At 65.4% G+C, this 22,043-nt stretch carries 23 protein-coding genes; 7 read left to right on the top strand and 16 right to left on the bottom strand.

Annotated elements, in window-relative coordinates:
* Window positions 1-42: 42 nt before the first annotated feature.
* Window positions 43-657, bottom strand: coding sequence for a TetR/AcrR family transcriptional regulator (locus MTX19_RS35845; protein WP_280981412.1), 615 nt, complete (start codon window positions 655-657; stop codon window positions 43-45).
* Between the two features lie 79 nt (window positions 658-736).
* On the opposite strand from MTX19_RS35845, the gene MTX19_RS35840 reads away from it, so the two are divergent.
* Entirely contained in the window at window positions 737-1,141 is a 405-nt protein-coding gene (locus tag MTX19_RS35840) for a hypothetical protein (RefSeq protein WP_280975561.1), read from the top strand.
* 12 nt (window positions 1,142-1,153) lie between these two features.
* Here the strand turns inward: MTX19_RS35840 and MTX19_RS35835 are convergent, their stop codons facing one another.
* The 5 genes from MTX19_RS35835 to ybaK form a co-directional block, all read right to left on the bottom strand.
* Complete coding sequence (locus tag MTX19_RS35835; RefSeq protein ID WP_280981410.1) at window positions 1,154-2,371, bottom strand: alpha-hydroxy acid oxidase; 1,218 nt, start codon at window positions 2,369-2,371, stop codon at window positions 1,154-1,156.
* 40 nt (window positions 2,372-2,411) lie between these two features.
* Window positions 2,412-3,221, bottom strand: coding sequence for an MlaD family protein (locus tag MTX19_RS35830; RefSeq protein ID WP_280981409.1), 810 nt, complete (start codon window positions 3,219-3,221; stop codon window positions 2,412-2,414).
* A 234-nt stretch (window positions 3,222-3,455) separates the two neighbouring features.
* A complete protein-coding gene (locus MTX19_RS35825) occupies window positions 3,456-4,382 on the bottom strand; it encodes a DMT family transporter (RefSeq protein WP_280981408.1) in 927 nt (308 codons plus the stop codon).
* Between the two features lie 63 nt (window positions 4,383-4,445).
* On the bottom strand, window positions 4,446-5,294 hold the full coding sequence (locus tag MTX19_RS35820) for a LuxR family transcriptional regulator (protein ID WP_280981407.1): 849 nt from the start codon (window positions 5,292-5,294) through the stop codon (window positions 4,446-4,448).
* Between the two features lie 109 nt (window positions 5,295-5,403).
* Window positions 5,404-5,886 (bottom strand): Cys-tRNA(Pro) deacylase, encoded by a 483-nt coding sequence (ybaK, locus tag MTX19_RS35815; RefSeq protein ID WP_280981406.1) that lies wholly within the window; start codon window positions 5,884-5,886, stop codon window positions 5,404-5,406.
* A 351-nt stretch (window positions 5,887-6,237) separates the two neighbouring features.
* On the opposite strand from ybaK, the gene MTX19_RS35810 reads away from it, so the two are divergent.
* From MTX19_RS35810 to MTX19_RS35800, 3 genes are all read left to right on the top strand, one after another.
* A complete protein-coding gene (locus MTX19_RS35810) occupies window positions 6,238-7,530 on the top strand; it encodes an adenylosuccinate synthase (protein WP_280981405.1) in 1,293 nt (430 codons plus the stop codon).
* Window positions 7,531-7,565: 35 nt separating this feature from the next.
* Window positions 7,566-9,131 (top strand): hypothetical protein, encoded by a 1,566-nt coding sequence (locus MTX19_RS35805; RefSeq protein WP_280981404.1) that lies wholly within the window; start codon window positions 7,566-7,568, stop codon window positions 9,129-9,131.
* Between the two features lie 207 nt (window positions 9,132-9,338).
* The gene (locus tag MTX19_RS35800) at window positions 9,339-9,767 is read left to right on the top strand and encodes a DUF5413 family protein (RefSeq protein WP_280981403.1); all 429 of its coding nucleotides are present in this window, start codon (window positions 9,339-9,341) and stop codon (window positions 9,765-9,767) included.
* Window positions 9,768-10,177: 410 nt separating this feature from the next.
* Here the strand turns inward: MTX19_RS35800 and MTX19_RS35795 are convergent, their stop codons facing one another.
* Window positions 10,178-11,788: an IS1182 family transposase gene (locus MTX19_RS35795; protein WP_280978673.1), complete on the bottom strand. Its 1,611-nt coding sequence runs from the start codon at window positions 11,786-11,788 to the stop codon at window positions 10,178-10,180.
* Window positions 11,789-12,653: 865 nt separating this feature from the next.
* Between MTX19_RS35795 and MTX19_RS35790 the strand changes: the two genes are divergently transcribed.
* Window positions 12,654-13,190 (top strand): DUF4112 domain-containing protein, encoded by a 537-nt coding sequence (locus tag MTX19_RS35790; RefSeq protein WP_280981402.1) that lies wholly within the window; start codon window positions 12,654-12,656, stop codon window positions 13,188-13,190.
* A 64-nt stretch (window positions 13,191-13,254) separates the two neighbouring features.
* On the opposite strand, the gene MTX19_RS35785 is transcribed toward MTX19_RS35790, so the two are convergent.
* The 5 genes from MTX19_RS35785 to MTX19_RS35765 all read right to left on the bottom strand — a co-directional run bounded on the left by MTX19_RS35785 (window position 13,255) and on the right by MTX19_RS35765 (window position 16,658).
* Entirely contained in the window at window positions 13,255-13,545 is a 291-nt protein-coding gene (locus MTX19_RS35785; RefSeq protein ID WP_280981401.1) for a hypothetical protein, read from the bottom strand.
* 222 nt (window positions 13,546-13,767) lie between these two features.
* Window positions 13,768-13,932 carry a DUF3309 family protein gene (locus MTX19_RS35780; protein WP_280981400.1) on the bottom strand — a complete coding sequence of 55 codons (165 nt, stop codon included), beginning with the start codon at window positions 13,930-13,932 and terminating at the stop codon, window positions 13,768-13,770.
* Window positions 13,933-14,175: 243 nt separating this feature from the next.
* Window positions 14,176-14,589 (bottom strand): peptide-methionine (R)-S-oxide reductase MsrB, encoded by a 414-nt coding sequence (gene msrB, locus MTX19_RS35775; protein ID WP_280975574.1) that lies wholly within the window; start codon window positions 14,587-14,589, stop codon window positions 14,176-14,178.
* Between the two features lie 21 nt (window positions 14,590-14,610).
* A complete protein-coding gene (msrA, locus tag MTX19_RS35770; protein WP_280981399.1) occupies window positions 14,611-15,327 on the bottom strand; it encodes a peptide-methionine (S)-S-oxide reductase MsrA in 717 nt (238 codons plus the stop codon).
* Window positions 15,328-15,548: 221 nt separating this feature from the next.
* Entirely contained in the window at window positions 15,549-16,658 is a 1,110-nt protein-coding gene (locus MTX19_RS35765) for an ATP-dependent RecD-like DNA helicase (RefSeq protein WP_280975576.1), read from the bottom strand.
* A 219-nt stretch (window positions 16,659-16,877) separates the two neighbouring features.
* Here MTX19_RS35765 and MTX19_RS35760 point away from each other — a divergent pair, with 219 nt between their 5' ends.
* Window positions 16,878-18,083, top strand: coding sequence for an LLM class flavin-dependent oxidoreductase (locus MTX19_RS35760; protein ID WP_280985718.1), 1,206 nt, complete (start codon window positions 16,878-16,880; stop codon window positions 18,081-18,083).
* A 245-nt stretch (window positions 18,084-18,328) separates the two neighbouring features.
* Window positions 18,329-18,484 (top strand): hypothetical protein, encoded by a 156-nt coding sequence (locus tag MTX19_RS35755; RefSeq protein ID WP_280981397.1) that lies wholly within the window; start codon window positions 18,329-18,331, stop codon window positions 18,482-18,484.
* Between the two features lie 40 nt (window positions 18,485-18,524).
* On the opposite strand, the gene MTX19_RS35750 is transcribed toward MTX19_RS35755, so the two are convergent.
* Genes MTX19_RS35750 through fliG form a run of 4 tightly spaced genes read right to left on the bottom strand, consistent with a single transcriptional unit; the run spans window position 18,525 to window position 22,042 of the window.
* On the bottom strand, window positions 18,525-19,910 hold the full coding sequence (locus MTX19_RS35750) for a sigma-54 dependent transcriptional regulator (protein WP_280981396.1): 1,386 nt from the start codon (window positions 19,908-19,910) through the stop codon (window positions 18,525-18,527).
* A gap of 53 nt (window positions 19,911-19,963) precedes the next feature.
* Complete coding sequence (gene fliN / locus MTX19_RS35745; RefSeq protein ID WP_280981395.1) at window positions 19,964-20,314, bottom strand: flagellar motor switch protein FliN; 351 nt, start codon at window positions 20,312-20,314, stop codon at window positions 19,964-19,966.
* A gap of 19 nt (window positions 20,315-20,333) precedes the next feature.
* Window positions 20,334-20,957 carry a FliH/SctL family protein gene (locus MTX19_RS35740; protein WP_280981394.1) on the bottom strand — a complete coding sequence of 208 codons (624 nt, stop codon included), beginning with the start codon at window positions 20,955-20,957 and terminating at the stop codon, window positions 20,334-20,336.
* Window positions 20,957-22,042, bottom strand: coding sequence for a flagellar motor switch protein FliG (gene fliG / locus MTX19_RS35735; protein WP_280981393.1), 1,086 nt, complete (start codon window positions 22,040-22,042; stop codon window positions 20,957-20,959). The genes MTX19_RS35740 and fliG overlap by 1 nt, the downstream gene beginning before the upstream one ends.
* Window position 22,043 lies beyond the last annotated feature (1 nt).

Here is a 22,043-nt window from a genome sequence, read left to right as displayed (position 1 = left end):
CGCGTGCCGCGCTCCTCACCATGAGGGCAGGCATATGGACGCTTAGGCCAGCGGATCGATCAGCGGCGCGACCGCTGCGTGGCAAGCCGCCTGCACCAGCCGGCAGGCGTCACCCCTCGAGCGGCCCGCGCTGAGCGAGGCGAAGGTCGGATAGCTCGTCAGCGCAAAGATCAGGTCGACCGCATCCTTGCGGGCCTGCGGTGACGTGCCCGTCTCGGCGATGCGGTCGATCAATGTCGTGAAGATCTTGCGGCGGCGCTCGTTGCGGTCGCGCACGGCCTCGGCGAATTCGGGATCGGTCACCATCGCGTCGTGCAGCCGGCCGACCGCCGAATCCCGGCTCCAGAACGCGCAGAAGATCTCAACCAGGCGGTCGAGCGCAGCGCGCGGGTCGGCCATCGCCATGGCGTCGGCGAGCTGATGCAGTCCGCCGGCCCGCGCAATCTCGTCGAATACGGCTTCCAACAGCCCGCGCCGCGAGCCGAACTGGTTGTAGACGGTCAGCCGCGTCACGCCGGCCACCTTTGCCACCGTGTCCAGCGAGAACCGGGCGATGCTCTCCTCGCGCAGCGTCCGCGCCGCCGCCTCGATCACGCGGTCGCGCGTCTCGGCGGCGGCGGCGTTGCGCACCGAACTCACATAGCTGCGCGGCGGCATCCGCTTGCCTTGCTTTTGTCGAATTGACTATACATAATGTATATCTAATTTCCAGAGCCTTAATTGTTGGAGCGACATCATGCAGACCGTCCTGATCATAGCGCTGTCCCTTCACATCCTGTCATCGGTGTTTTGGGCCGGCTCGAGCTTCACCCTGGCGCGCACCGGCGGGTTGGGGGCCGAGAGGCTATTGGTCCCGCAGATCGGCGCCGCGACGGTGGCGATCGTGACCGGCGCCACACTGTGGCATCTGGTTCACGAGGGATCGTTCACACTGACCGAGCAGATCCTGGCGGTGGGCGCGATCGCGGCGCTGGCTGCGGTCGCGGTGCAGGCCATTGTCGGCGGTGGCGCCGTCAGGCAGCTCCGCAGCAGCGCGGGCGACGCAGCCGGCGCGCGCTCGCGGCTCGCGGTCGCACAGCGCATCGCGGCCGGATTGCTCGCGATCACCGCGCTCTGCATGGGCGCAGCGCGCTATGCGTGAGGTCTTCGCGCCCTAGAACTTCCGTACCAGGTCGGGCGTGATCTCCTTCAGGCTGCGGATGCCGAGCAGCGCCAGGTCGCGGTCGATCTCGGCGTTCAGCAGCGAGATCGCGCGCGCCACGCCGGCTTCGCCCGCGACCACGGCGGCATAGAGGAAGGGACGGCCGACCCACACGAAGTCGGCGCCGAGCGCCAGCGCCTTGATCACGTCGGTGCCGCGGCGGATGCCGCCGTCCATCATCACGGTCATGTTGCCCTTCTGCGCCGCGATCTCGGGCAGCGTGCGCAATGCGGAGATCGTGTAGTCGAGCTGGCGGCCGCCATGGTTGGAGACGATCACGCCGTCGCAGCCGTGCTCGCGCGCCAGCCGCGCGTCCTCCGGCGAGATCAGCCCCTTGACCACGAGCTTGCCGCGCCAGCGCTTGCGGATCAGCTCGACATGCTTCCAGGCGAGCTGGTCGCGGTTACCGATGTTGCGCATCAGGTTCTTGGACAGCACCGGCGGGCCCTGCTTGGCGTCCATGTTCTCGAAATGCGGCATGCCGTGGTTGAACACCGAGCGCGCCCACGTATTCAGCAGCCAGTCCGGATGCGTGATGGTGTCCCAGAAAACCCGCGGCGTGATCGCGAGCGGCACCTGGAAGCCGTTGCGGATGTTGTTCTCGCGGTTCGGCGGCACCGGCACGTCGGCGGTGACGACGAAGGTGTCGTAGCCCGCGGCCGCGACGCGGTCGACCAGCGGCTCGATGCGCGCGTCGACGCCGGCGAGATAGGCCTGGTACCAGGCCTGCGGATTAGCGGCGCGGACATCCTCGAGCGTGATCAGCGAGGAGGCGGAAAGGATCATCGGCACATTGGCCGCGGCGGCCGCGCGCGTCAGCACGATGTCGCCGCGATAGGCACACAGCGCCGACGAGCCCATCGGCGGAATGCCGAACGGCGAGGCGTAGGTCTTGCCGAACAGCGTCGTGGTCTGGTCGCGGCCGGAGACGTCCTTCAGCACCCGCGGCACGAAGCCGTATTCGTCGAATGCCTTGCGATTGTCGGTGCGTGCCGCGTCGGTCTCGGCGCCGCCGGAGATGTAGCCGTAGAGGAATTTCGGCAACAGGCGGCGCGCCTGGGGCTCGAAATCGTCGAGCGTGAGATAGCGCCGCAGACGCCTTGGCACGGCGCTCGTGGCGCGGGTCACGGTGACGGGAGGCGGGGAGGGCGCGGTGGTCCGGTCGTGCACGTTGAGCGTTTCCGTTGTTCTTGGTTGTTGACGGCTTAGCCTAGCGCCTGCTGCCGCGCCCGACAAATCTCTCGTTGAACTTGTTGACGGACTGGCTGACGTCGCCGAGCGTCTTGCGGGTGTCGGCCATGAAGACGCCGGACTTCTTGTCGAAGCTCTGGATCAGCTCGCGCAGCGAGATCACGGTCGGCAGCAGCTCGCCGCCATATTTCTCGCTGCCGAGGCTTTTGATGAACTTGTCGGTTGCGGTCATCTTGTCGTCGACCGCGTTGACGCCGGCCTCCGCGGCATCGACGAAGCTCGTGACCAGCTCGCCATTGCCGGACAGCGAGCTGGTGAAGTTCTCGAAGCCTTGCAGGGTGTCCTTGACCGCGGCCTCGTTCTCGATGATGGCGCGGTCGACGTTACCAAGCGCGCGGCGCAGCTTTTCCGGCACACCCATCGTGCCCTCGGGATCGGCGGTCAGCTCCGGAATGCCGTCGGGGCCGCGGTCCGGCGGGGGCGCGGCGTTGGTGCCGCCGGTGAAGGAGATCGCGGCAATTCCGGTCAGGCCCTGGAATTCGAGGCCGACCTCGGTGTCCTTCTTGATCGGCGCGTCGTTCTCGATCCGCGTCATCGCGACCACGCGGTGGTGGTCGAGCCTGATCGAGACCACCTCGCCGATCCGCACGCCGGCGAAGTTCACGCTGCCGCCGCGGCGCAGGCCTGACGCCGAACCTTCGAAGATCACGCGGAACGGCACCTGCCGCTTGATGCCGGCATAGCGCTGATAGCCGAGCCAGCCGACCAGCGAGCCGGCGATCAAAGCGAGCGTCAGGGTGCCGATCATCACATTGCTGGCGCGCGCCATGCTGTCCTGGATTCGTTCGCGAAACAGGTCGTCAGGATAGCGGATTTGCCGCGGTTCGTCACCGCAACCTCCCTCTTGCCTCGCCCCGCTTGCGGGGAGAGGCCCGAGCGCATGCAGCGTCGCGGAATGCGCTCCGGGTGAGGGGGAGCCTCCGCGAATCCGTCATTCACCATCGTCGCGGCACGAGCCCCTCACCCTGACCCTCTCCCCGTAAGAACGGGGGAGGGAAAAGAATCAGGCAGATTGTTTCCGGGACGCTGCGAAGACGCCGGCCAGCACCAGGGCGAAGCCGATGAAATGGAAGGCCTGCGGATGCTCCCCGAGGAACACGATCGACATCACCGTGCCGAACACCGGAACCATGTGGAAGAACGGCGCGGCGCGGTTGGCGCCGATCAGCCGCACGCCGCGGTTGAAGCAGATATAGGCCAGCGTCGAGGGGAACACCGCGACATAGAACAGCGACAGCAAATTGCCTGATGTGAGCTGCATCACCGGGCGCGCATTGAGTTCCCAGATGAAGAACGGGACCAGGACCAGCGCGCCGCAGCCGAAGGTGAAGCCGGCGACCGACAGGCCGTGGATGTTGGGCCGCTTCAGCGTCAGCACCGAGTAGAGCGCGAAGATGATCAGCGCGACGATGAAGATCACGTCGCCTTTGTTGAACTCGATCTTCGACAGCGTGGTGAGATCGCCATGTAGCAGGATCACCAGCACGCCGCAGAGCGACAACAGCACGCCGAGCGCCTGCGCCACCGCAAGCCGCGCGCCGAGCAGGATCAGCGACCACACCGCGACCACCAGCGGCGCCGCGGATTGCAGCAATAGCGTGTTCAGCGCCTGGGTGTGCTCGAGCGCCCAGTATTGCAGGGTGTTGAAGGCGCTGATGCCGGTGATCGACAGCAGGATCATGATGCCGAGCTTGCTGCGGATCGACGCCCAGTCGCGCACCATGTGCTTCCAGGCAAACGGCAGGATGATCAGGAACGCCGCGGTCCAGCGCAGGAAGGAGAGCGTCACCGGCGGAATGTGTCCGGCCGCGAGCCGGCCGACGATCGCGTTGCCGGCCCAGCACATCGCGGTGATGCAGAGCAGCAGGTACGGCTGGTTGGCGATCCAGGAGCCGGACGCAGGCGTTGTGGCGGATTCGGAAGCAGGCATTCAAAGGACCGGATTCATGACGCCGCGGCACGCCCGGCGCGCAACCGCCGGGCCGGATTGGGCTCATGCCACAGACACGGATTTTTCCGATCCAGCAACGGCGTCGGATGCATCGCGACCATGCGCGAAGCCACCTTGAGACGCGGTGGCGCATTTCCGAAACAGGACCGGCTGCGGCGCCGCGCCTAGAGGTCGATGACCCCCAGCGCAATGCTCTTCCACCCCGTGGGTCTTGTTGGACGCGTTGAGCTTGCGCAGGGCCTGCTTGATGAAGCCTTCCACCGTTTGCGGTGAAATGCGGAGGATCTCCGCGGTGTCGGCCACGGTCTTGCCGCGCGCGGCCCGGGCCATCACCTCCCGCTCGCGTGCCGTAAGCTTGATCGCTTCAGCGGCGTCGGCAGGCTTGAGGATGGTCGGCGCGTGGCGCTGGTCGCGGTTGACGATGTCCATCGCCCGCTGCACCCAGTAGATCATCAAGAGATGCAGTTCGTGCCGATGGCTACTCAGCAGCGTGTCGAAGGCCCGGGATTCGTCTTCCCAGAAGAACACGGTCGAGCTGGAGTGAATCGCGCCGAGCCGGTCGCGATAATGCAGCGGCACGACGAAGCCGTCGGTGAAACCGAATTCATGCGCTGCATCCATCGTTCTGACCTCGGGCGGCCGCTTGCGCCCGTTGCGTTCCGGTAGCTTCAGGCTGCTCCAGGTGAAGGGCGTGTTGGTGCGCCGCGCCCGCGCCAGGGCCGGATCGCAACGGACGAACTCGTTCTGGACGTAGGTGCGTTCCCACGCCGGTGGAAACGTGCCGGTGCAATAAGGCCGGTCGAGTTCCGGCCGGCCCGCGTCGACGAATCCGAAGCCGGAGAAGCCGTACTCCTGGATCGCACGGTGCAGCGACAGGCAAAGTTCGTCCATCGTCTCCGATGTCTCGATGGTCGAGATCGCTTCGTCCAGTCGCAAGCGATCGTCGAGGCAATGCTGTGGGCGCGAACGCAGCCCTGACCTGAAGATCCGCGGTCCCGCCTCACCCCCGCGTCGCCACCAGCGCCTTCATTTTCGCGCCGGCGGCGAGCGCGGCGTCGTTGGGGTCAATCTCGATCTGCAGGCCGCGCTGGCCGCCGTTGACGAATACGGTGACATGGGTGAGCGCTGATTCGTCGATCGCGGTCGGAACGCGCTTCTTTTGCCCGAACGGGCTGATGCCGCCGACATGGTAGCCGGTCAGGCGCTCGGCGTCGGCCGGGCGCATCATCTTCGCGGACTTGCCCTCCATCGCGGCGGCGAGCTTCTTCATGCTGACCTCGCAGTCGGACGGCACCACGGCGCAGACCGGCTTGCCGTCCACCTCCGCCATCAGCGTCTTCAGCATCCGGTTCGGTTCGACGCCGAGCGCCTCCGCGGCCTGCAAGCCGATGCTCTCGGCATTGGAATCGTAGACATAGCTGTGGAGCTTGAAGGCGATGCCAAGCTTCCTCAGGGCCATTGTCGCTGGTGTCGAATTGGGCATGGATCGAGCCGGTTAATGGAAGTCGATGATTGCCGCAAGGCAAGCCACGCTCAACCAACGGCAGGATTCGCCGCCGGCCAGCGCCAACATTAAATTCGCGACAGCCTCGCGCCGGCTTGTGCGTTCCGGAATATTTCGGGGATATCAAGGGGTTGGACCCTATCCAAAAGGCTTAAAACGGCCCCTTCTTGCTTGCGCGGCCGGGCCGCTTCCTTTATCCGGTTAGGCGCCTTGCGTGCGCGCGGCTAAGGCCGTGATTTAGGCTGGGCACATGAACGCATGATTGCTGTGGGCGGACGCGTTTTCGCCGCGATCGTGGTCTGAGGAACACCTGAAGGGAACATCTTCGAAATGGCCAATGTTGTCGTCGTCGGCGCCCAGTGGGGCGACGAGGGGAAGGGCAAGATCGTCGACTGGTTGTCGGAGCAGGCCGACATCGTCGTGCGCTTCCAGGGCGGCCACAATGCCGGCCATACGCTCGTGATCAATGGCGAGACCTACAAGCTGGCGCTCTTGCCCTCCGGCGTGCTGCGCCCTAACAAGCTCGCCGTGATCGGCAACGGCGTGGTGTTCGATCCGCAGGCCTTCCTCGACGAGGTCAGCAAGCTGAAGGGGCAGGGCGTCGCGGTCGGCCCGGACAACCTGCGCATCGCCGAGAACGTCACCCTGATCCTGCCGCTGCATCGCGAGCTCGACGCGCTGCGCGAATCGAGCAACGCCATCACCTCGATCGGCACCACCCGGCGCGGCATCGGCCCGGCCTATGAGGACAAGGTCGGCCGCCGCGCCATCCGCCTGATGGACCTCGCCGACCTCGATACCCTGCCGCACAAGATCGAGCGCCTGCTGGCGCATCACAACGCGCTGCGCCGCGGCCTCAATCTGGAGGAGATCGACGGCAAGACCATCCTGGCCGAGCTGTCGGCGATGGCGCCGAAGCTGCTGCCCTACGCCGAGACGGTGTGGCGGCTGCTCGACCTCAAGCGCCGCGAGGGCAAGCGCATCCTGTTCGAGGGCGCGCAGGGCGCGCTGCTCGACGTCGACCACGGCACCTATCCCTATGTGACCTCGTCGAACACGGTGGCGGCGCAGGCCGCGACCGGCACCGGCCTCGGGCCCGGCTCCGTCGGCTATGTGCTGGGCATCTGCAAGGCCTACACTACCCGCGTTGGCCAAGGCCCGTTCCCGACCGAGCTGAAGGACGAGATCGGCGAGGAGATCGGCCGCCGCGGCAGGGAGTTCGGCGTCAACACCGGGCGCAAGCGGCGGGTCGGCTGGTTCGACGCCATGCTGGTGCGGCAGACCGTCCGGACCTGCGGCATCGCGGGGTTGGCGCTGACCAAGCTCGATATCCTCGACGGGTTCGACACCATCAAGGTTTGCATCGGCTACATGCTGGACGGCAAGGAGGTCGACCACCTGCCGGCCGGCGAGGGCGCGCAGGCCCGGGTCGAGCCGATCTACGAGACCATCGAAGGCTGGAAGCAGCCGACCGCCAATGCCCGGTCCTGGGCGGACCTGCCGGCCCAGGCCATCAAGTATGTCCGCCGGGTCGAGGAACTGGTGGGGTGTCCGATCGCCCTGTTGTCCACCAGCCCGGAGCGTGAGGATACTATTCTGGTACAGAATCCGTTCGAGGCTTAACGGGATATTACCTATGTCCCACCAATTGTGTGGAAATGGCTGACTACTACCCGCTGATCGCCCGTGCCATCGCCGGACTGGACCCCAACGCCCCCGGCGAAAGCCGCCGTGCGCTCTATGAGAGGGCGCGGGCGGCGCTGATCCTGCAGCTCCGCAGCGTGCAGCCGCCGCTCTCCGAATCCGAGATCACCCGCGAGCGCCTGTCGCTGGAAGAAGCCGTCCGCAAGGTCGAGTCCGAAGCTGCCCAGCGCGCCCGCGAGGCCTCCCGCCCGGGCGGGGGACGCGGCGACGCCTTCCGCCGCGCCAATGCCCGCCCGCCGGAGGCCAATTCCGCCGCCGGTGCGCCGCCCACCCGGCCGCGCCTGTCGAATCCACCGCCGCCGGATCCGCGCCCGCCGCGCAACCCGCGTGCCGATGCGCCGCCGGCCGCCCCGCCGCGACCGCAAACTCCGCCGGCGCCGCCGCCAGCCGACGCACAGCTGCCGCCGACCCGCGAGCGGCCGGGCGTGCCGCCGCGCCGTGCCGCCGAGGGCGCGCCGCCGCCGGCGCCGCCCGCCGCACCGGGTGTGCGCGGCTTCCGCGACATCACGGCCGATGCCGACGATCTCGGCCGCGCCGCGGCGCAGGCCAGCCGCAACGCGCGCAAAACCTACGCCAACGTGCCGTCGCCCTCGCCGGAATTCGACCGGCTCGAGCCGAACATGGAGAACCGCGGGGCCGATCCGGATGCAGAGCTCCCCTATGACGAGGCGGTCGAGGAGGCCGAGCGTTACGCGCCGCCGCCGCAGCGGACGCGGATCGGCAACGCCGATCGCGAGCCGAAGAAGCGGATCCGTATCGGCTCGATGTTCCCGTTCAAGAGCGCGATCGTCATCGGCATCCTGCTGATTCTGGCCGGCGCCGGGCTGCTGTGGGGCAAGCCGGCCTACACTTATGTCAGCAGCCTGTTCAAATCGTCGCCTTCCGTCGAGGCGCCGAAGGATGCCTCCGCACCGGCGGTGAAGCCGAAGATCGCCGACCGCGTCGGCCAACCGTCGGCCTCGGGCGAGCCGATCGCTCCGGTGGCGCAGCGCGTGGTGCTCTATGACGAGGATCCGTCCGATCCCAAGGGCAAGCAATATGTCGGCTCGGTGGTGTGGCGCACCGAACAGGTCAAGGCGTCCGGCAACCAGCCGCCGGACATCGCCGTGCGCGCCGACATCGACATCCCCGATCGCAAGTTCAAGATGACGATGTCGTTCCGCCGCAACACCGACACCTCGCTGCCGGCGAGCCACACCGCGGAATTGACTTTTGTGCTGCCGCCGGACTTCGCCAATGGCGGCGTCGGCAACGTGCCGGGCATCCTGATGAAGTCCAACGAGCAGGCACGCGGCACGCCGCTCGCCGGGCTCGCGGTCAAGGTCACCGACGGCTTCTTCCTGGTCGGCCTCTCCAATGTCGACGCCGACCGCTCGCGCAACCTGCAGCTCCTGAAGGAGCGCTCGTGGTTCGACGTGCCCTTGGTCTACACCAACCAGCGCCGCGCCATCATCGCGATCGAGAAGGGCGCCCCGGGCGAGCGCGCCTTCAACGAAGCCTTCGCGGCGTGGGGGGAGTAGGCACTCCGCCTGAGCTCGCTCACCTGTCATCACCCGGCCTCGGCCGAGCGATCCGGTCTGACCGAGGCGTTCATCGATTCGTCGCGCCGGACTGGATGCCCCGCTTGAGGTGGGCGTCACGCGGAACATGAGCGGCGGCTTGCGGATTTCTCCTAGAACCGGCACCGGACTGAGCTACACTCGCGTCATGTCGGGCAAGGGCGCGCCATGAAACGCTATCTGATCTTCGCAGCCATCGGACCGTTCGTCGGCGGCTTCCTGCTGCTGCTCGCGACCACCTACCAGTCGGGCTACTGGACCGAGACGCATGGCGGCGAGGTTGCGAAGCTGTTCGCCGTGTTCGCGAAGTCGCTGCAATACAACTACCTCTTCGGCATCGTGCCGGCGTTGATGTTTGGCGCAATCGACGACATTCTGATGCATATCCGATCAATCTCGGCTGTGGCGCGGATGCTGATTGTCGGCGCGATCGCGTTCATTGCGGCGGCGCTGACGTATGCCTCGCACGGGCCGGACAGTGGCCTCGCGCAGTTCATCCTTTACGGGCTCGTCGGCTTCGTGCCGGGCGTGATCTCGTCCTGGGTGGCGCACAAATATGCCGAGGAGCACCGACAGCCGGCGGCGTCGGCGCAATGACGTTGTCCGACGTGTAATCCTCACTCTCTCCGTCATGTCGAGGCGCGCTGCCAGGGCGCGAGCAATGATGCGCAATTGCGCATAGGAGAATCCATCGGGCCGCAGGTCTGATGGATGAAATGGATTCTGCGCTGGACGCTACGGATCGCCGTTGAAATGAGAGTGAGGTGAGCACGCTGCTCAGGCTCCCTCCTCCCTTGCGGGGGAGGGGTGAGCCGCGGGCTGAGCTGATAGATGCGGGCAACCTTGTCGCAAAATTGCGTTCGCTCGTCGCTGTGGCAGATGTGGAGAGGGCGCGTCGTGTGGCACCCCTCTCCCTGACCCTCTCCCGCAAGGGGGAAGCCTTCCGCCGGTGCCTTCCTCACGTGCCAATCACTGAGTTGCCCGACGAGACTGGGCAAGAATGGCAACTAAGGGGCTGGGGCGGCTCGGAAAGCACTGACGACGAGCGACAGCGAGATTTTGGCGCGGAAGGGCCGCAAAGCAAGCCGAATGGCGCGCAGAGTGGCCGCAAGGAGGTTTGCGCCGGCAATGCGCGTCTTTTCTGCAAGGTACGCGACGAAGCGGTCGAAGCCGAGAATGCTGAGCACGCGGGTGAAGTTGTAGCAAAGCGCCATCAGGCTCCATTCGCCGCGGACCTTGTCGAAGCCGCGCACGAGAAAGTGCTGATAGCCGGCGCGGCATTTGAGTGTTCCGAAAGGGTGCTCGACGATGGCGGAACGGCGGCGCATCAATGTGGCAGCCTCGGCGCTTTGCATCCTCATGCGGTGACGTTCGAGAACGTCCTCGTGTTCCCAGCGCGCGATGCTCCGGTAAGGCGCCTTCGGGGCAAGACACCGCGCGCTCAGGGGACATGCTGCGCAGGCCGCCTTGCGCGCCAGGTAGCGGATCTCGATGCGGCCGCTCGTGTTCGTCCAGCGCCCTTCCGTCGGGCGCAGCAGCTCGCCGGCCGGGCAACGGTAGGCATCGGCGTTCGCATCGTAACTGAAGTCCTTGCGGCTGAGGCGGCCTTCCTTGAGCTTGCCATTGCCCTCGTGCAGCGGCACATAGGCAACAATGCCGTCATCCTCGCAGGCCTTCAGGTCCTCGCTGGTGGAATAGCCGGCATCGGCCGCCACCTGCAGAGTCTCGACGTCGAGGGCCTCTTTTGCCGCCTTTGCCATCTCATGAAGATGGCCCGCGTCGTTGCGGTTGACGACCTCGCTGGCAACGATGAGCGTGTGCTTGTCGTCAACGACGCTCTGCACGTTGTAACCCGCAATGGTCTGGTCGCCCTTGCTCAGAAGCCTTGCGTCGGGATCGGTCTTCGAGAGTTGCCCCTTGTCGCTTGTCTCCAGGTTCTTGAGGTCGGCTTGCGCGCGCTCGCGCCGGGCCATCAGCTCCTTCACCTTCTCGCCGACATCGCCGCTGCCCTTGCTGCCATCTCCCGGACCGGCACATCGCTTGGCTTCCTCGGCATCGTTGGCTTCAAGGGCCTTGCCATAAGCCTCGATCTCCTTGTCCAACGCGGCGATCTGTTTGGCCAGCTTCCCTTGCGTGAAGATGCTGCCCTTGCTGGCGTTACCATGGAATAGCGCCCCGTCGATCGCAACGAAGGTCCCACCGATCAGGCCGAGGTCGCGCAGGAGCAGCACGAAACTGCGGTTCGCGGCCTTGAGCGCCGCCCAGTTCTCCTTGCGGAAGTTGGCGATCGTCCGATAGCCCGGCTTCATGTTCTTCAACAGCCAGATCAGCTCCAGATTGCGGCAGGCCTCCCGCTCCAACCGCCGCGACGACCTGATCTGGTTGATGTAGCCGTAAAGGTAGAGCTTCAGCAGATCGGCCGGATCGTAGGGCGGCTGCCCCACTTCGTCCGCGGCACGATCCGCATGGCGGAAGCCGAGCTTTGAAAGGTCGAGCGCGCCAACGAAACTGTCGATCGCCCGCACCGGATTCTGCTGTCCGACATAGTCCTCAATCCGGGGAGGAAGAAGACTGGGTTGCTCCCGGCTGTCGCCGGCCTTGAACGTCCGATTCGCCATGCGCCGAATCGTACATCAACTCCAAAAAATGCCGAGTTCTTGCCCAGCCTCGACGTGGCAAGCCCTCGCAGCAAAAATATTTCTGTTTTCCAGAAAAGCAACTCAGTGTATGAATGGCCCGTCTCACCCGCTTGAGGGGCGCTTCGCGATCGTCACGAGTGTTGGGTTGGGATGCGGTGGACGCCGAACGTGTGACTGACGAGCATATGCAAGGCGGACGGTGAAGTCGTGCAGGCTTGACGCCCTAGCGGCAGGTGTCTCATCAGCAAGAGGCAAGAGCTCTCGCTGATGACGGTGACAACAAAGCCCAGTCTCGCCGGGGAGAGCACGTATAAGCCGTAAACCATCGCGCAGGGAAAGCCGGAGTGTTGTTCGGTCTCACCTGTGGTCCTACCCCCCGTGCTTTCCATTTGCACGGGACCCATGGGTGCGATCGGCACCCGGCTCTCCCTGCGCCCTCTGATCAAGAGAGGGCGAAACGAGAGGCAAAACTCGGACGATTCCCGTCGCGAGAACGCGAACGCACATCCTCTCCGTTGTCATGCCCCGCGCAGGCGGGGCATGCAGCACGCCGCGGCCTCTCGGCTCAAGCCCCGACGTCTCTGGAATACTGGTTCACCCGCATGCGCGGGTGATGACAGCTGCTGTTTGACAGGTGAATCGAGAACCAACCCCACGTCGTCCTGGCGAAGGCCAGGACCCATTACCCCGAATGCGCGTTGTTGCGCGACGCCGGGGCCACGATCCCGTTCACAGCACAAGCTGCGGACTATGGGGCCGGCCGTTGCCGGAACGACGGAGACAGCCAGAGATGACACAGTGGTAATGTGCCGCAACTTGCATCGTGCAATTGCGTTACCATGTGATGACCATGCCCGAGGACGACATCTTCACGCCCAATCGCGCGCGATCGCGGCCGCCCTTCGGCGGAGCGCAGGCGCGCGGCAAGGTCATCGACCAGGATGGCCGCGAGATCCCCGACGCCGCGCCGTTTCAGCAGTTCGAGCGCTTCCAGTTCGATTTCCGCACCTCCAGTGCCAATCCGTTCGGCGAACTGACGCGCGAGCAGCGGCTGGCGCGGCTGGAGATGATCGCAAAGCTGCTCGACATCGCCTTCATCCTGCCCGGCACCAATATCCGTTACGGCATCGACGGGATCATCGGTCTGGTCCCCGTGATCGGCGACATCATCACGACCGCGATCTCGCTGTGGCTGGTGCGCGAGGCGCGCCTGCTTGGTGCGCCCTGGCACATTACCGCGCGAATGCTTGCCAATGTCGCGGTCGACGGCGTGGTCGGCATGGTGCCGGTCGCCGGCGATGCGTTCGACGTCATGTTCCGTGCCAACATCCGCAATGTGCGGCTGTTGCGCCGCTGGCTCGACAAGCAGCCGCGGCTGTAACACCTCAAAACAAAAGCCCCCGGAAAGGTCCGAGGGCTTTTCGTTGGAAGAGAGGCAGAAACAGTTACGCGGCGTCGGCGTCGGCCTGGCTCGCGGCGGGACGCGGGCGGCGCGGCAGCGGGAACGCCTCGCTCTCATAGAGCGAGCGGATGCCGTTCTGGTCGAAGCGGGCTTCCTCGACCTGCAGATAGGCGCCGTTCAGCGAATCCGCGGGCAGTTCTTCCATCGCAAAGCGCACGGCTTCGGCGGCAGTGCCGAAACGGCGATAGGCGAAGCCGGCCCGTTTCTTCTTGCGGATCGCGGCAGGGAACAGTTCGGCGGACGTATTAAAGTTGAACGGACGCATGGGACGCATGGTCGACGACCTCTTGTCTTTTTGGCGCTAGCGCGGCGAAGGGATTTTTGGGGACGGCGGGCTGCGACGGGCGGCGCACCGTACATGTCATTTCGACCACTAATATAGGCTTCTTTGACAGAAATGCGACCCCAAGAACCGCGCCGACAACGCACATCATGAATCCGCGCATGGCGAGGGAACCGGCTGGATAAGTCCTTTTATTTCAATAGGTTAATTCAATCATACCTTGCCGAGCCAGGCCAGGACCAGGACCACCACCAAAATTACCCCGAAAAGGCCCATTCCGGAGTGGCCGAGGCCGTAGCCGTAGCCGCCGATCCGGCCGCTATAGCCGCCGAGCAGGACAATCAGCAGAAGGATGATGAGGATCAGTCCGAGCGACATGGCGCCCTCCTCAGAACAAGCGGCAGCCGCACGGCGAGACGCCGACGGCCCCGCGAATTCGGAGCAAAGCACATTCCGGCTTGCGTGTCCTCAGGCCTGCTGCCGATCGCACGGATATTGTTGGGCGCGCGCGGGGCGGATCGCTGGAGGCCAAAGCAAAACCCCGCACGACCGGGTCCTGGTCGCGCGGGGGTGCAAAACACGGATGCGCGGGTCGAGCCCGCGCATGACGAACTGCGCTCGTTATGTCTTCTCGTTCAGCTTCAACGCCGCCGAGTTGATGCAGTAGCGCAGGCCTGTCGGCCCGGGACCGTCGTTGAAGACGTGGCCGAGATGGCCGTCGCATTTCGAGCACAGCACCTCGGTGCGGATCATGCCGTGGCTGTAGTCCTGCTCCTCGTCGATGTGGCTCTCGACCGCGGGCTTGGAGAAGCTCGGCCAGCCGCAGCCGGAGTCGAACTTCTGGTCGGACTCGAACAGCACCTGGCCGCAGCCGGCGCAGACATAAGTGCCCTTGCGGGGGTCATGCTCGTATTCGCCGGAGAACGGACGCTCGGTCGCCTTCTCGCGCAGCACAGCGTACTGCATCGGCGTCAGCTCCTTGCGCCACTCGGCCTCGCTCTTGTGAACCTTGCCGTCAGTCTTGGTGTCGGACATTCAACCTCCTTCGCGAGATGCTCAATTGGTGACCTTGCTGCCGTTCACCAGCGTCGGCTTCTCGATGTAGTTCTCGGCGAAGATCTTCTTCAGGTTCTCGACCTTCGGGATGTCGTTATAAGCAATATAGGGTTGGTTCGGGTGCAGCGTCAGATAGTCCTGGTGGTAGCCTTCCGCCGGATAGAACGCCTGCAGCGCGCCGACCTTGGTCACGATCGGCTTCGGATAGACCTTGGCCGCATTGAGCTGGGCGATATAGGCGTCCGCCACCTTCTTCTGCTCGTCGCTGGTGGTGAAGATCGCGGAACGATACTGCGTGCCGGTGTCGGGACCCTGGCGGTTCAGCTGGGTCGGATCGTGCACGACGGAGAAGAAGATCTGCAGGATCTTGCCGTAGGAGATCTTCTGCGGGTTGTACTTGATCTCGACCGACTCCGCGTGACCGGTGGTGCCGGTCGAGACCATGGAGTAGTCCGCGGTCGCCTTGTTGCCGCCGGAATAGCCGGACACCGCGCTGACGACGCCGGCGGTGTGCTGGAACACGCCCTGCACACCCCAGAAGCAGCCGCCTGCGAGCACCGCGGTCTTGATGCCGCTCTCCTGCGCATCTGTCGCAGGCGGCGGAATGATCACGGCGTCCTCGGCGGCGCGCGACGGCGCGACGGCAAAGGCGGCGACGGCCAGCGCGCCGATCGTGGCGGCGCACAGCGAGAGGCGGCTGAGGGTGCGACGGGACATGAGTTCCTCGTGGGATCGCGGTTCGGGACCAGTTTAGAGCGAGGGCCGGCGTGTGCAATCGGCCTGGCTTGCTCCGACCCCTCAAGATACGGCCAAGCGGGCGGCTTGTTACGGCTGATGCCACACAGTTTCGTGAATAAAACCGCGTCGGTGCAGTGCCTTAAGGGAGCAGCCGCCCGGTCATGTCGCGCGGCAGGATGAGGTCCGAATACTTGGATATGTCAGACCACCACGCTCAGCCGCTTCGCGGCGCGGGTGATGCCGGTGTAGAGCCAGCGCGCGCGGCTGTCCTGGAACGCAAAGCTCTCGTCGAACAGTACGACGTCGTCCCATTGCGAGCCCTGCGACTTGTGCACTGTCAGCACGTAGCCGTAGTCGAACTCATCATACGGCTTGCGCTGCTCCCACGGCACGCCCTCGACGCCGCCGTCGAAACATTCGCCGCGCACCGAGACCTTGGTGACCTTGTAGCCGAAATCCTCATCCGGCGTGACGCGCATGGTGATGATCTTCGATTTCGACTGCGCGCGCGCCTTGACCCGCCACAGCCCGCCGTTGAACAGGCCCTTCTTGCGGTTGTTGCGCAGGCAGACCAGCTTGTCGCCGGCGACGGGCAGCGGATCCTCGATGTTCTGCCGCTGCCGCACCCGCATGTTGTAGGCGCGGCGGGTGTTGTTGCGGCCGACCAGCACCTGATCGGCGCTCATCACGCGGTCCGGATCGAGCTCCTTGCGCGAGACCACCTCGCTCTCGCCGTGACGGCCGATCTCGAGCTCGCGGCCCTCGCGGATGTCCATCGACATCCGCACGATCGGATCGTCCTGCGCCTGCCGGTGCACCTCGGTCAGCATCGCGTCGGGCTCGGCGTCGGTGAAGAAGCCGCCGCCCTGGATCGGCGGCAATTGCGCGGGATCGCCGAGCACCAGCAGCGGGCAGTCGAACGACATCAAATCGCGGCCGAGTTCGGCATCGACCATCGAGCACTCGTCGATCACGATCAGCTTGGCCTTCGAGGCCGGCGCGTCGTCCCACAATTCGAAGCTCGGCTGTTCGACGCCGGATTCGCGGGCGCGATAGATCAGCGAATGGATCGTCGAGGCGTTATCGCAGCCCTTGTTGCGCATCACCAGCGCCGCCTTGCCGGTGAAGGCGGCGAACTTCACCTCGCCGTCGACGCCTTCGGCGATGTGGCGGGCGAGCGTGGTCTTGCCGGTTCCGGCATAGCCGAACAGCCGAAACACCGGCGGCGTGCCGCCCTGGCCGGGCTTGGCTTTCAGCCAGTCGGCAACGGCTTTCAGCGCGGTGTCCTGATGCGGCGTAAAGGTGGTCATGGGCTTTCGGAAGCAATGAGCGCGCGACCGATAGCGCCGCGACTCAAGCGAACACAAGCTAAACATTCATGCGTGCCGATCAAGTCAGCTTCCGCTGCGCGGAATTGGAGTTTCGCGCCCGAGGCTAGACTTGACCCGAGCCGACACTAGACTAACCCAAAACAACAAGCGGTCGGGACCACAATAAGTGGTCGAGGACGCGACCTTGGGAGTGACGCCATGAAATTCGGCATCTTTTACGAGCTGCAACTACCGCGCCCCTGGAACGACGGCGACGAGTTCAGGCTTTACCAGAACGCGCTGACGCAAATGGAGACGGCCGACCGGCTCGGCTACGATTACGCCTGGGTCGTGGAGCATCACTTCCTGGAGGAATATTCCCACTCGCCGGCGCCCGAATCCTTCCTCGCCGCCGCCAGCCAGCGCACCAAGAACATCCGGCTCGGCCACGGCATCTTCCAGCTCACCACCAATCATCCCGCGCGCGTCGCCGAGCGGGTCGCGGTGCTCGATCTCTTGAGCAACGGCCGCTGCGAGTTCGGCATGGGCGAGAGCGCATCGATCACCGAGCTGACGCCGTTCGGCCGCGACATGGAGACCAAGCGCGAGGTGTTCGAGGAAGCGGTGCAGGCAATCTTTCCGATGTTCACCAAGATCGGCACCGAGCATCACGGCAAGTATTTCGACATGCCCTTGCGCAACGTCGTGCCGAAGCCGGTGCAGAAGCCGCACCCGCCGCTCTGGATGGCCTGCTCGCAATTGCCGACGATCGAACGCGCCGGGGAGAACGGCTTTGGCGCACTCGGCTTCCAGTTCGTCAGCGCGGAAGCGGCGCATGCCTGGGTGCACGCCTATTACAACGCGATCACCAAGCGGCTGAAGAAGCTCGCCGACTACGAGATCAATCCGAACATGGCGCTGGTCTCGTTCTTCATGTGCGCGGAAACCGATGAGGAAGCCCGCAGGCGCGCCGACGGCGCCACCTTCTTCCAGTTCGCGCTGCGCTATTACGGGCAGTCGCAGAACCGCCAGCGGCCGGCACCCGGCACCGTCAACATGTGGGACGAGTACAACAAGTGGAAGCGCGAGAATCCGGAAGCGCAGGAGGCCGCGCTGCGCGGCGGCCTGATCGGCTCGCCGGAGACGTTGCGAAAGAAGCTGCGGCGCTTCCGCTCGTCGCATATCGATCAGGTGATCCTGCTCAACCAGGCCGGCAAGAACACGCATGAGCACATCTGCGAATCGCTCGAACTGTTCGCCAAGGAAGTGATGCCGGAATTCCAGCACGATCCCGAGCACGACGCCTGGAAGAAGGGCGTGCTCAGCGGCGCGATCCAGCTCGAGGAGATCGACACCGAAGCATTCAAGGACCGCTATGGTAAGCTCGCGGTCAATGTCGGGCAGAAAGCCGCTGCCGCGGGCTGATCGATTCCTGTGCAGCGACCTGACATCGCATGATCGTGCGGCACGACGCGTGCGATCGTCATGAGAATTCGTTGCAATGAAGCGTCGTGAGTTTCTCGAGATGTCGCCGGGCTCCGCGGCCGCGGCTGCGCTGTCACGGCGCGGACAGGCGCAGACGAGCGGTGACCGGGCGCGGCATGTTGCCCGTGGCGCTTTGCCGGGCGGCAGATTAAAAGCCGGGAAATTATTAAGGACGTGACGGTTCGATGAAGCGCGTGGGAATCTGGCTGTTCTATCTCGTCGGCGCGGTCGCCGTGGCCTATCTCGCGCTGTATGCCTATGTGGCGTTCACCGGCCGCAACTTCACGCCCGGCGATCCGATCCACATTTTCCGCAAGCCCGACGCGCCGAGCTATTCGTGAGTCGAGGCAGCCGCGCGGACTGCCTCGCCGTTTGAGTTCCTCAACCCGCCGCCGCCAGCCGCTGATAGTCCGGTGCGCCATTGCCCGCCGGCGTGATCGGAATGCCGCCGTCGGCATATTCGTTCAGCTTGTTGCGCAGCGTGCGGATCGAGATGCCGAGGATGTTGGCGGCATGGGTGCGGTTGCCGAGGCAGTGCTTCAGCGTCTCCAGGATCAAATCGCGTTCGACATCGGCGACGGTGCGGCCGACAAACGCCCGGGTGACCTGCTCGGCGGCACGTGTGGCGTGCGCCACCGCGGGTGCGGTCTTGGCGAGGTCGAGGCGGTCGCCGTCGGGGGTGAGGATCGCCTCGGGCCCGATCTCGTCGCCCTGCGCCATCAGCACCGAGCGATGGATGGTGTTCTCGAGCTCGCGGACGTTGCCCTGCCAGCGGTTCGCGGTGAGGACGCGGCGGGCTTCCGCCGTGATCGGGCGGACCGGCACGCCGTTGGCCTCGGCGTATTTCTTGGCGAAGTGCTGCGCCAGCTCGAGGATATCGGCCGGGCGGTCGCGCAGCGGCGGGATCTTCAGATTGACGACATTGAGGCGGAACAGCAGGTCCTCGCGGAAGGTGCCTTCGCGCACCGCCTCAGTGAGATTGCGGTTCGAGGTCGCGATAATGCGGATATCGACCGGGACCGGCCTGGTGCCGCCGACGCGGTCGATCACGCGCTCCTGGATCGCGCGCAGCAGCTTGGACTGCAGCCGCACGTCCATCTCGGAGATTTCGTCGAGCAGCAGGGTGCCGCCGGTCGCTTCCTCGAACTTGCCGATGCGGCGAGCGATCGCGCCGGTGAAGGCGCCCTTTTCATGACCGAACAGTTCGGATTCCAGCAGGTGCTCGGGGATCGCCGCGCAGTTGATCGAGATGAACGGCCGCTTGGCGCGGGCCGAGCGGGAGTGGACATAGCGCGCCAGCACTTCCTTGCCGGTGCCGGACTCGCCGGTGATCATCACGGACGCATCCGAACCGGCGATCTGCTGCGCGAGCTTGATCACCTTGCCCATCGCCTCGTCGCGCCAGACCAGGTCGCGCGCGTCATTGGCGACGGCGGCGAGCACCGCCGCGATCAGTTCGGGGTCGGGCGGCAGCGGGATGTATTCCTTGGCGCCGGCGTGGATCGCGGCGACCGCGGCGCGGGCATCGTTGGTGATGCCGCAGGCGACGATCGGCACGTGGATGTGCTCGGCCTCCAGCCGGATCACGAGGTCGCGGATGTCGAGGCCGACATCGACCAGCAGCAGGTCGGCGCCCTTGCCGCCGCGCACCACGCTCATCGCCTGTTCGGCCGTCTCGGCGTGGGTCACGGTTGCGCCCTTCTCCATCGCGATCTTGGTGGCGGTCGTGAGCTGGCCCTTCAGGGTGCCAACGATGAGAAGCCGCATGATAGTCTCCTGTTGGTCTGGTCGCGCGCGTCCCGCGCGGTATCGTTAGGGTGTTAGGAGCGTTCCGCCTTGATGATTTCCGTCATGGTCACGCCGAGCTTGTCTTCCACCAGCACCACTTCGCCGCGCGCCACCAGGCGGTTGTTGACGTAGATGTCGATCGCCTCGCCGACGCGGCGGTCGAGCTCGAGCACCGTCCCCGGTCCGAGCTTGAGCAGGTCGCCGACCTCCATCTTGGAGCGGCCGAGCACCGCCGAGACCTGCACCGGCACGTCGAACACCGCCTCGAGATCGGCGGCGATGCGCGAGGCATGTTCGTCCTCGTTGTAGCCGATGTCGTCGATCCTCGGCGCCTCGGACGAATTGAGGTCGGGAAGCGGGACTTGTGCGTCGGTGTCGCTCATGGTTCTGCCCTCATCGCCGTCAGCCGGCCTGACCGCGGGACGCCAGATAGCGCCCGACAAGTTCGTTGATCTTCGCTTCGATCGCCGCGCGCTCAAGCACCACGCCGCCGTCGGCCCATTCGATCCGGCAGTCGCCGGTCGCAATCGTCGGTTCGGCCAGGATCACCAGCCGGCCCTCGAAGCCGCTATGCGCGGCCATCCGCTCGATGCTCTCGTGCGCGCTCTCGTAGCGCGCGTCGTTGATGCGGACCACGAGATGCGGCGTCGACACCAAATGCGAGAAGCAGTCGCTGACCAGCGCGGTGATCTCGCCGAGCGGCTCGCGCGCGATCAGTTCGGAGCAGAGCTTGCGGGCGACCGCGACCGCGACGTCGACGGCCTCCGTCTCCATCCGCGTCTCGATGCCGGCGAAGCGCGCCGCAATTCCCTTGATGGCGACGCCGATCTCCTCCAGCGCCTGCGCGGAACGGCGGTCGCTCTCGACCTTGGCTTCGCGCTGCGCGGCCTCGTATCCGGCGCGATAGGCCCTGGCCTCCGCATCGGCGACCTTCTGGGCGACCTCGGCCGGGGTGGCGGCGCGCTCGCGCGCGCGGTCGGGCGCCGAGAAGTCGGTGTCGAACATGAACTTTGCGGGCGCGGCCATCAGTACACCAGCTCGTCGTCGGCGCGGTTCTTGGTCAGCGTGATCTCGCCCCTGGCGGCGAGGTCCTTGGCGAGGTTGACGAGCAGCGCCTGCGCCTCGTCGACGTCGCGCAGCCGCACCGGGCCCATCGCGGCCATGTCGTCCATCAGCATCTTGCCGGCGCGGGACGACATGTTGCCGAGGAAGAAGCTGCGCACCTCCTCGTTGGCGCTCTTCAGCGCGACGCCCAGCTTGTCCTTGTCGATGTTGCGCATCAGCGTCTGCGCCGAAGCGGCGTCGAGCTTGATCAAATCGTCGAAGGTGAACATCAGCGCCTTGATGCGCTCGGCGGATTCGCGGTTTTCCTCTTCCAGCGAGGTGATGAAGCGGGTCTCGGTCTGGCGATCGAAATTGTTGAAGATTTCGGCCATCACCTCATGCGCGTCGCGGCGGCGGGTCTGCGACAGGTTGGACATGAACTCGGTGCGCAGCGTCTGCTCGACCCGTTCGATGACTTCCTTCTGCACCGCCTCCATCCGCAGCATGCGGTTGACGACATCGAGCGCGATGTCCTCGGGCAGGATCGCGAGCACGCGGGCGGCGTGCTCCGGCTTGAGCTTCGACAGCACCACGGCGATGGTCTGCGGGTATTCGTTCTTGAGGTAGTTGGCCAGCACCTCTTCCTGCACGTTGGAGAGCTTCTCCCACATGTTGCGGCCGGCAGGCCCACGGATCTCGTCCATGATGCCGGAGACGCGTTCGGCCGGCAGGTACTGCTGCAGCAGGCGCTCGGTGGCGTCGAAATTGCCCATCAGCGCGCCGGACGCCGACATCCGCGAGACGAATTCGAGCATCAGGTCCTCGACCACGTCGGCCTCGACGGTGCCGAGCGTCGACATGTGGACCGACAGCTGCCGCACCTCGTCGTCGTCGAGCATCGACCAGATCTTGCCGCCATACTGCTCGCCGAGCGCAAGCATCAGGATCGCCGCGCGCTTGGGGCCGGACAGCGGTTTGCTCCTCGGCCGACCGTTCTGCCGGCTCGCCAGCGTCGTCAGGACGCTGGTGATGTCGTTGGCGTTTGTGGTCTGCGGTACGGCGGCCATG

The organism is Bradyrhizobium sp. ISRA464, from assembly GCF_029910095.1.
Classification (GTDB): Bacteria; Pseudomonadota; Alphaproteobacteria; order Rhizobiales; family Xanthobacteraceae; genus Bradyrhizobium.
This window is presented reverse-complemented; position numbering and strand designations above follow the sequence as displayed.

Coding starts and splice junctions, on each gene's coding strand:
- MTX19_RS35845 (WP_280981412.1), bottom strand. CDS start 657: ATGCCGCCGCGCAGCTATGTGAGTTCGGTGCGCAACGCCGCCGCCGCC.
- MTX19_RS35840 (WP_280975561.1), top strand. CDS start 737: ATGCAGACCGTCCTGATCATAGCGCTGTCCCTTCACATCCTGTCATCG.
- MTX19_RS35830 (WP_280981409.1), bottom strand. CDS start 3,221: ATGGCGCGCGCCAGCAATGTGATGATCGGCACCCTGACGCTCGCTTTG.
- MTX19_RS35825 (WP_280981408.1), bottom strand. CDS start 4,382: ATGCCTGCTTCCGAATCCGCCACAACGCCTGCGTCCGGCTCCTGGATC.
- MTX19_RS35820 (WP_280981407.1), bottom strand. CDS start 5,294: ATGGACGAACTTTGCCTGTCGCTGCACCGTGCGATCCAGGAGTACGGC.
- ybaK (WP_280981406.1), bottom strand. CDS start 5,886: ATGCCCAATTCGACACCAGCGACAATGGCCCTGAGGAAGCTTGGCATC.
- MTX19_RS35810 (WP_280981405.1), top strand. CDS start 6,238: ATGGCCAATGTTGTCGTCGTCGGCGCCCAGTGGGGCGACGAGGGGAAG.
- MTX19_RS35805 (WP_280981404.1), top strand. CDS start 7,566: ATGGCTGACTACTACCCGCTGATCGCCCGTGCCATCGCCGGACTGGAC.
- MTX19_RS35800 (WP_280981403.1), top strand. CDS start 9,339: ATGAAACGCTATCTGATCTTCGCAGCCATCGGACCGTTCGTCGGCGGC.
- MTX19_RS35795 (WP_280978673.1), bottom strand. CDS start 11,788: ATGGCGAATCGGACGTTCAAGGCCGGCGACAGCCGGGAGCAACCCAGT.
- MTX19_RS35790 (WP_280981402.1), top strand. CDS start 12,654: ATGACCATGCCCGAGGACGACATCTTCACGCCCAATCGCGCGCGATCG.
- MTX19_RS35785 (WP_280981401.1), bottom strand. CDS start 13,545: ATGCGTCCCATGCGTCCGTTCAACTTTAATACGTCCGCCGAACTGTTC.
- MTX19_RS35780 (WP_280981400.1), bottom strand. CDS start 13,932: ATGTCGCTCGGACTGATCCTCATCATCCTTCTGCTGATTGTCCTGCTC.
- msrB (WP_280975574.1), bottom strand. CDS start 14,589: ATGTCCGACACCAAGACTGACGGCAAGGTTCACAAGAGCGAGGCCGAG.
- msrA (WP_280981399.1), bottom strand. CDS start 15,327: ATGTCCCGTCGCACCCTCAGCCGCCTCTCGCTGTGCGCCGCCACGATC.
- MTX19_RS35765 (WP_280975576.1), bottom strand. CDS start 16,658: ATGACCACCTTTACGCCGCATCAGGACACCGCGCTGAAAGCCGTTGCC.
- MTX19_RS35760 (WP_280985718.1), top strand. CDS start 16,878: ATGAAATTCGGCATCTTTTACGAGCTGCAACTACCGCGCCCCTGGAAC.
- MTX19_RS35755 (WP_280981397.1), top strand. CDS start 18,329: ATGAAGCGCGTGGGAATCTGGCTGTTCTATCTCGTCGGCGCGGTCGCC.
- MTX19_RS35750 (WP_280981396.1), bottom strand. CDS start 19,910: ATGCGGCTTCTCATCGTTGGCACCCTGAAGGGCCAGCTCACGACCGCC.
- fliN (WP_280981395.1), bottom strand. CDS start 20,314: ATGAGCGACACCGACGCACAAGTCCCGCTTCCCGACCTCAATTCGTCC.
- MTX19_RS35740 (WP_280981394.1), bottom strand. CDS start 20,957: ATGGCCGCGCCCGCAAAGTTCATGTTCGACACCGACTTCTCGGCGCCC.
- fliG (WP_280981393.1), bottom strand. CDS start 22,042: ATGGCCGCCGTACCGCAGACCACAAACGCCAACGACATCACCAGCGTC.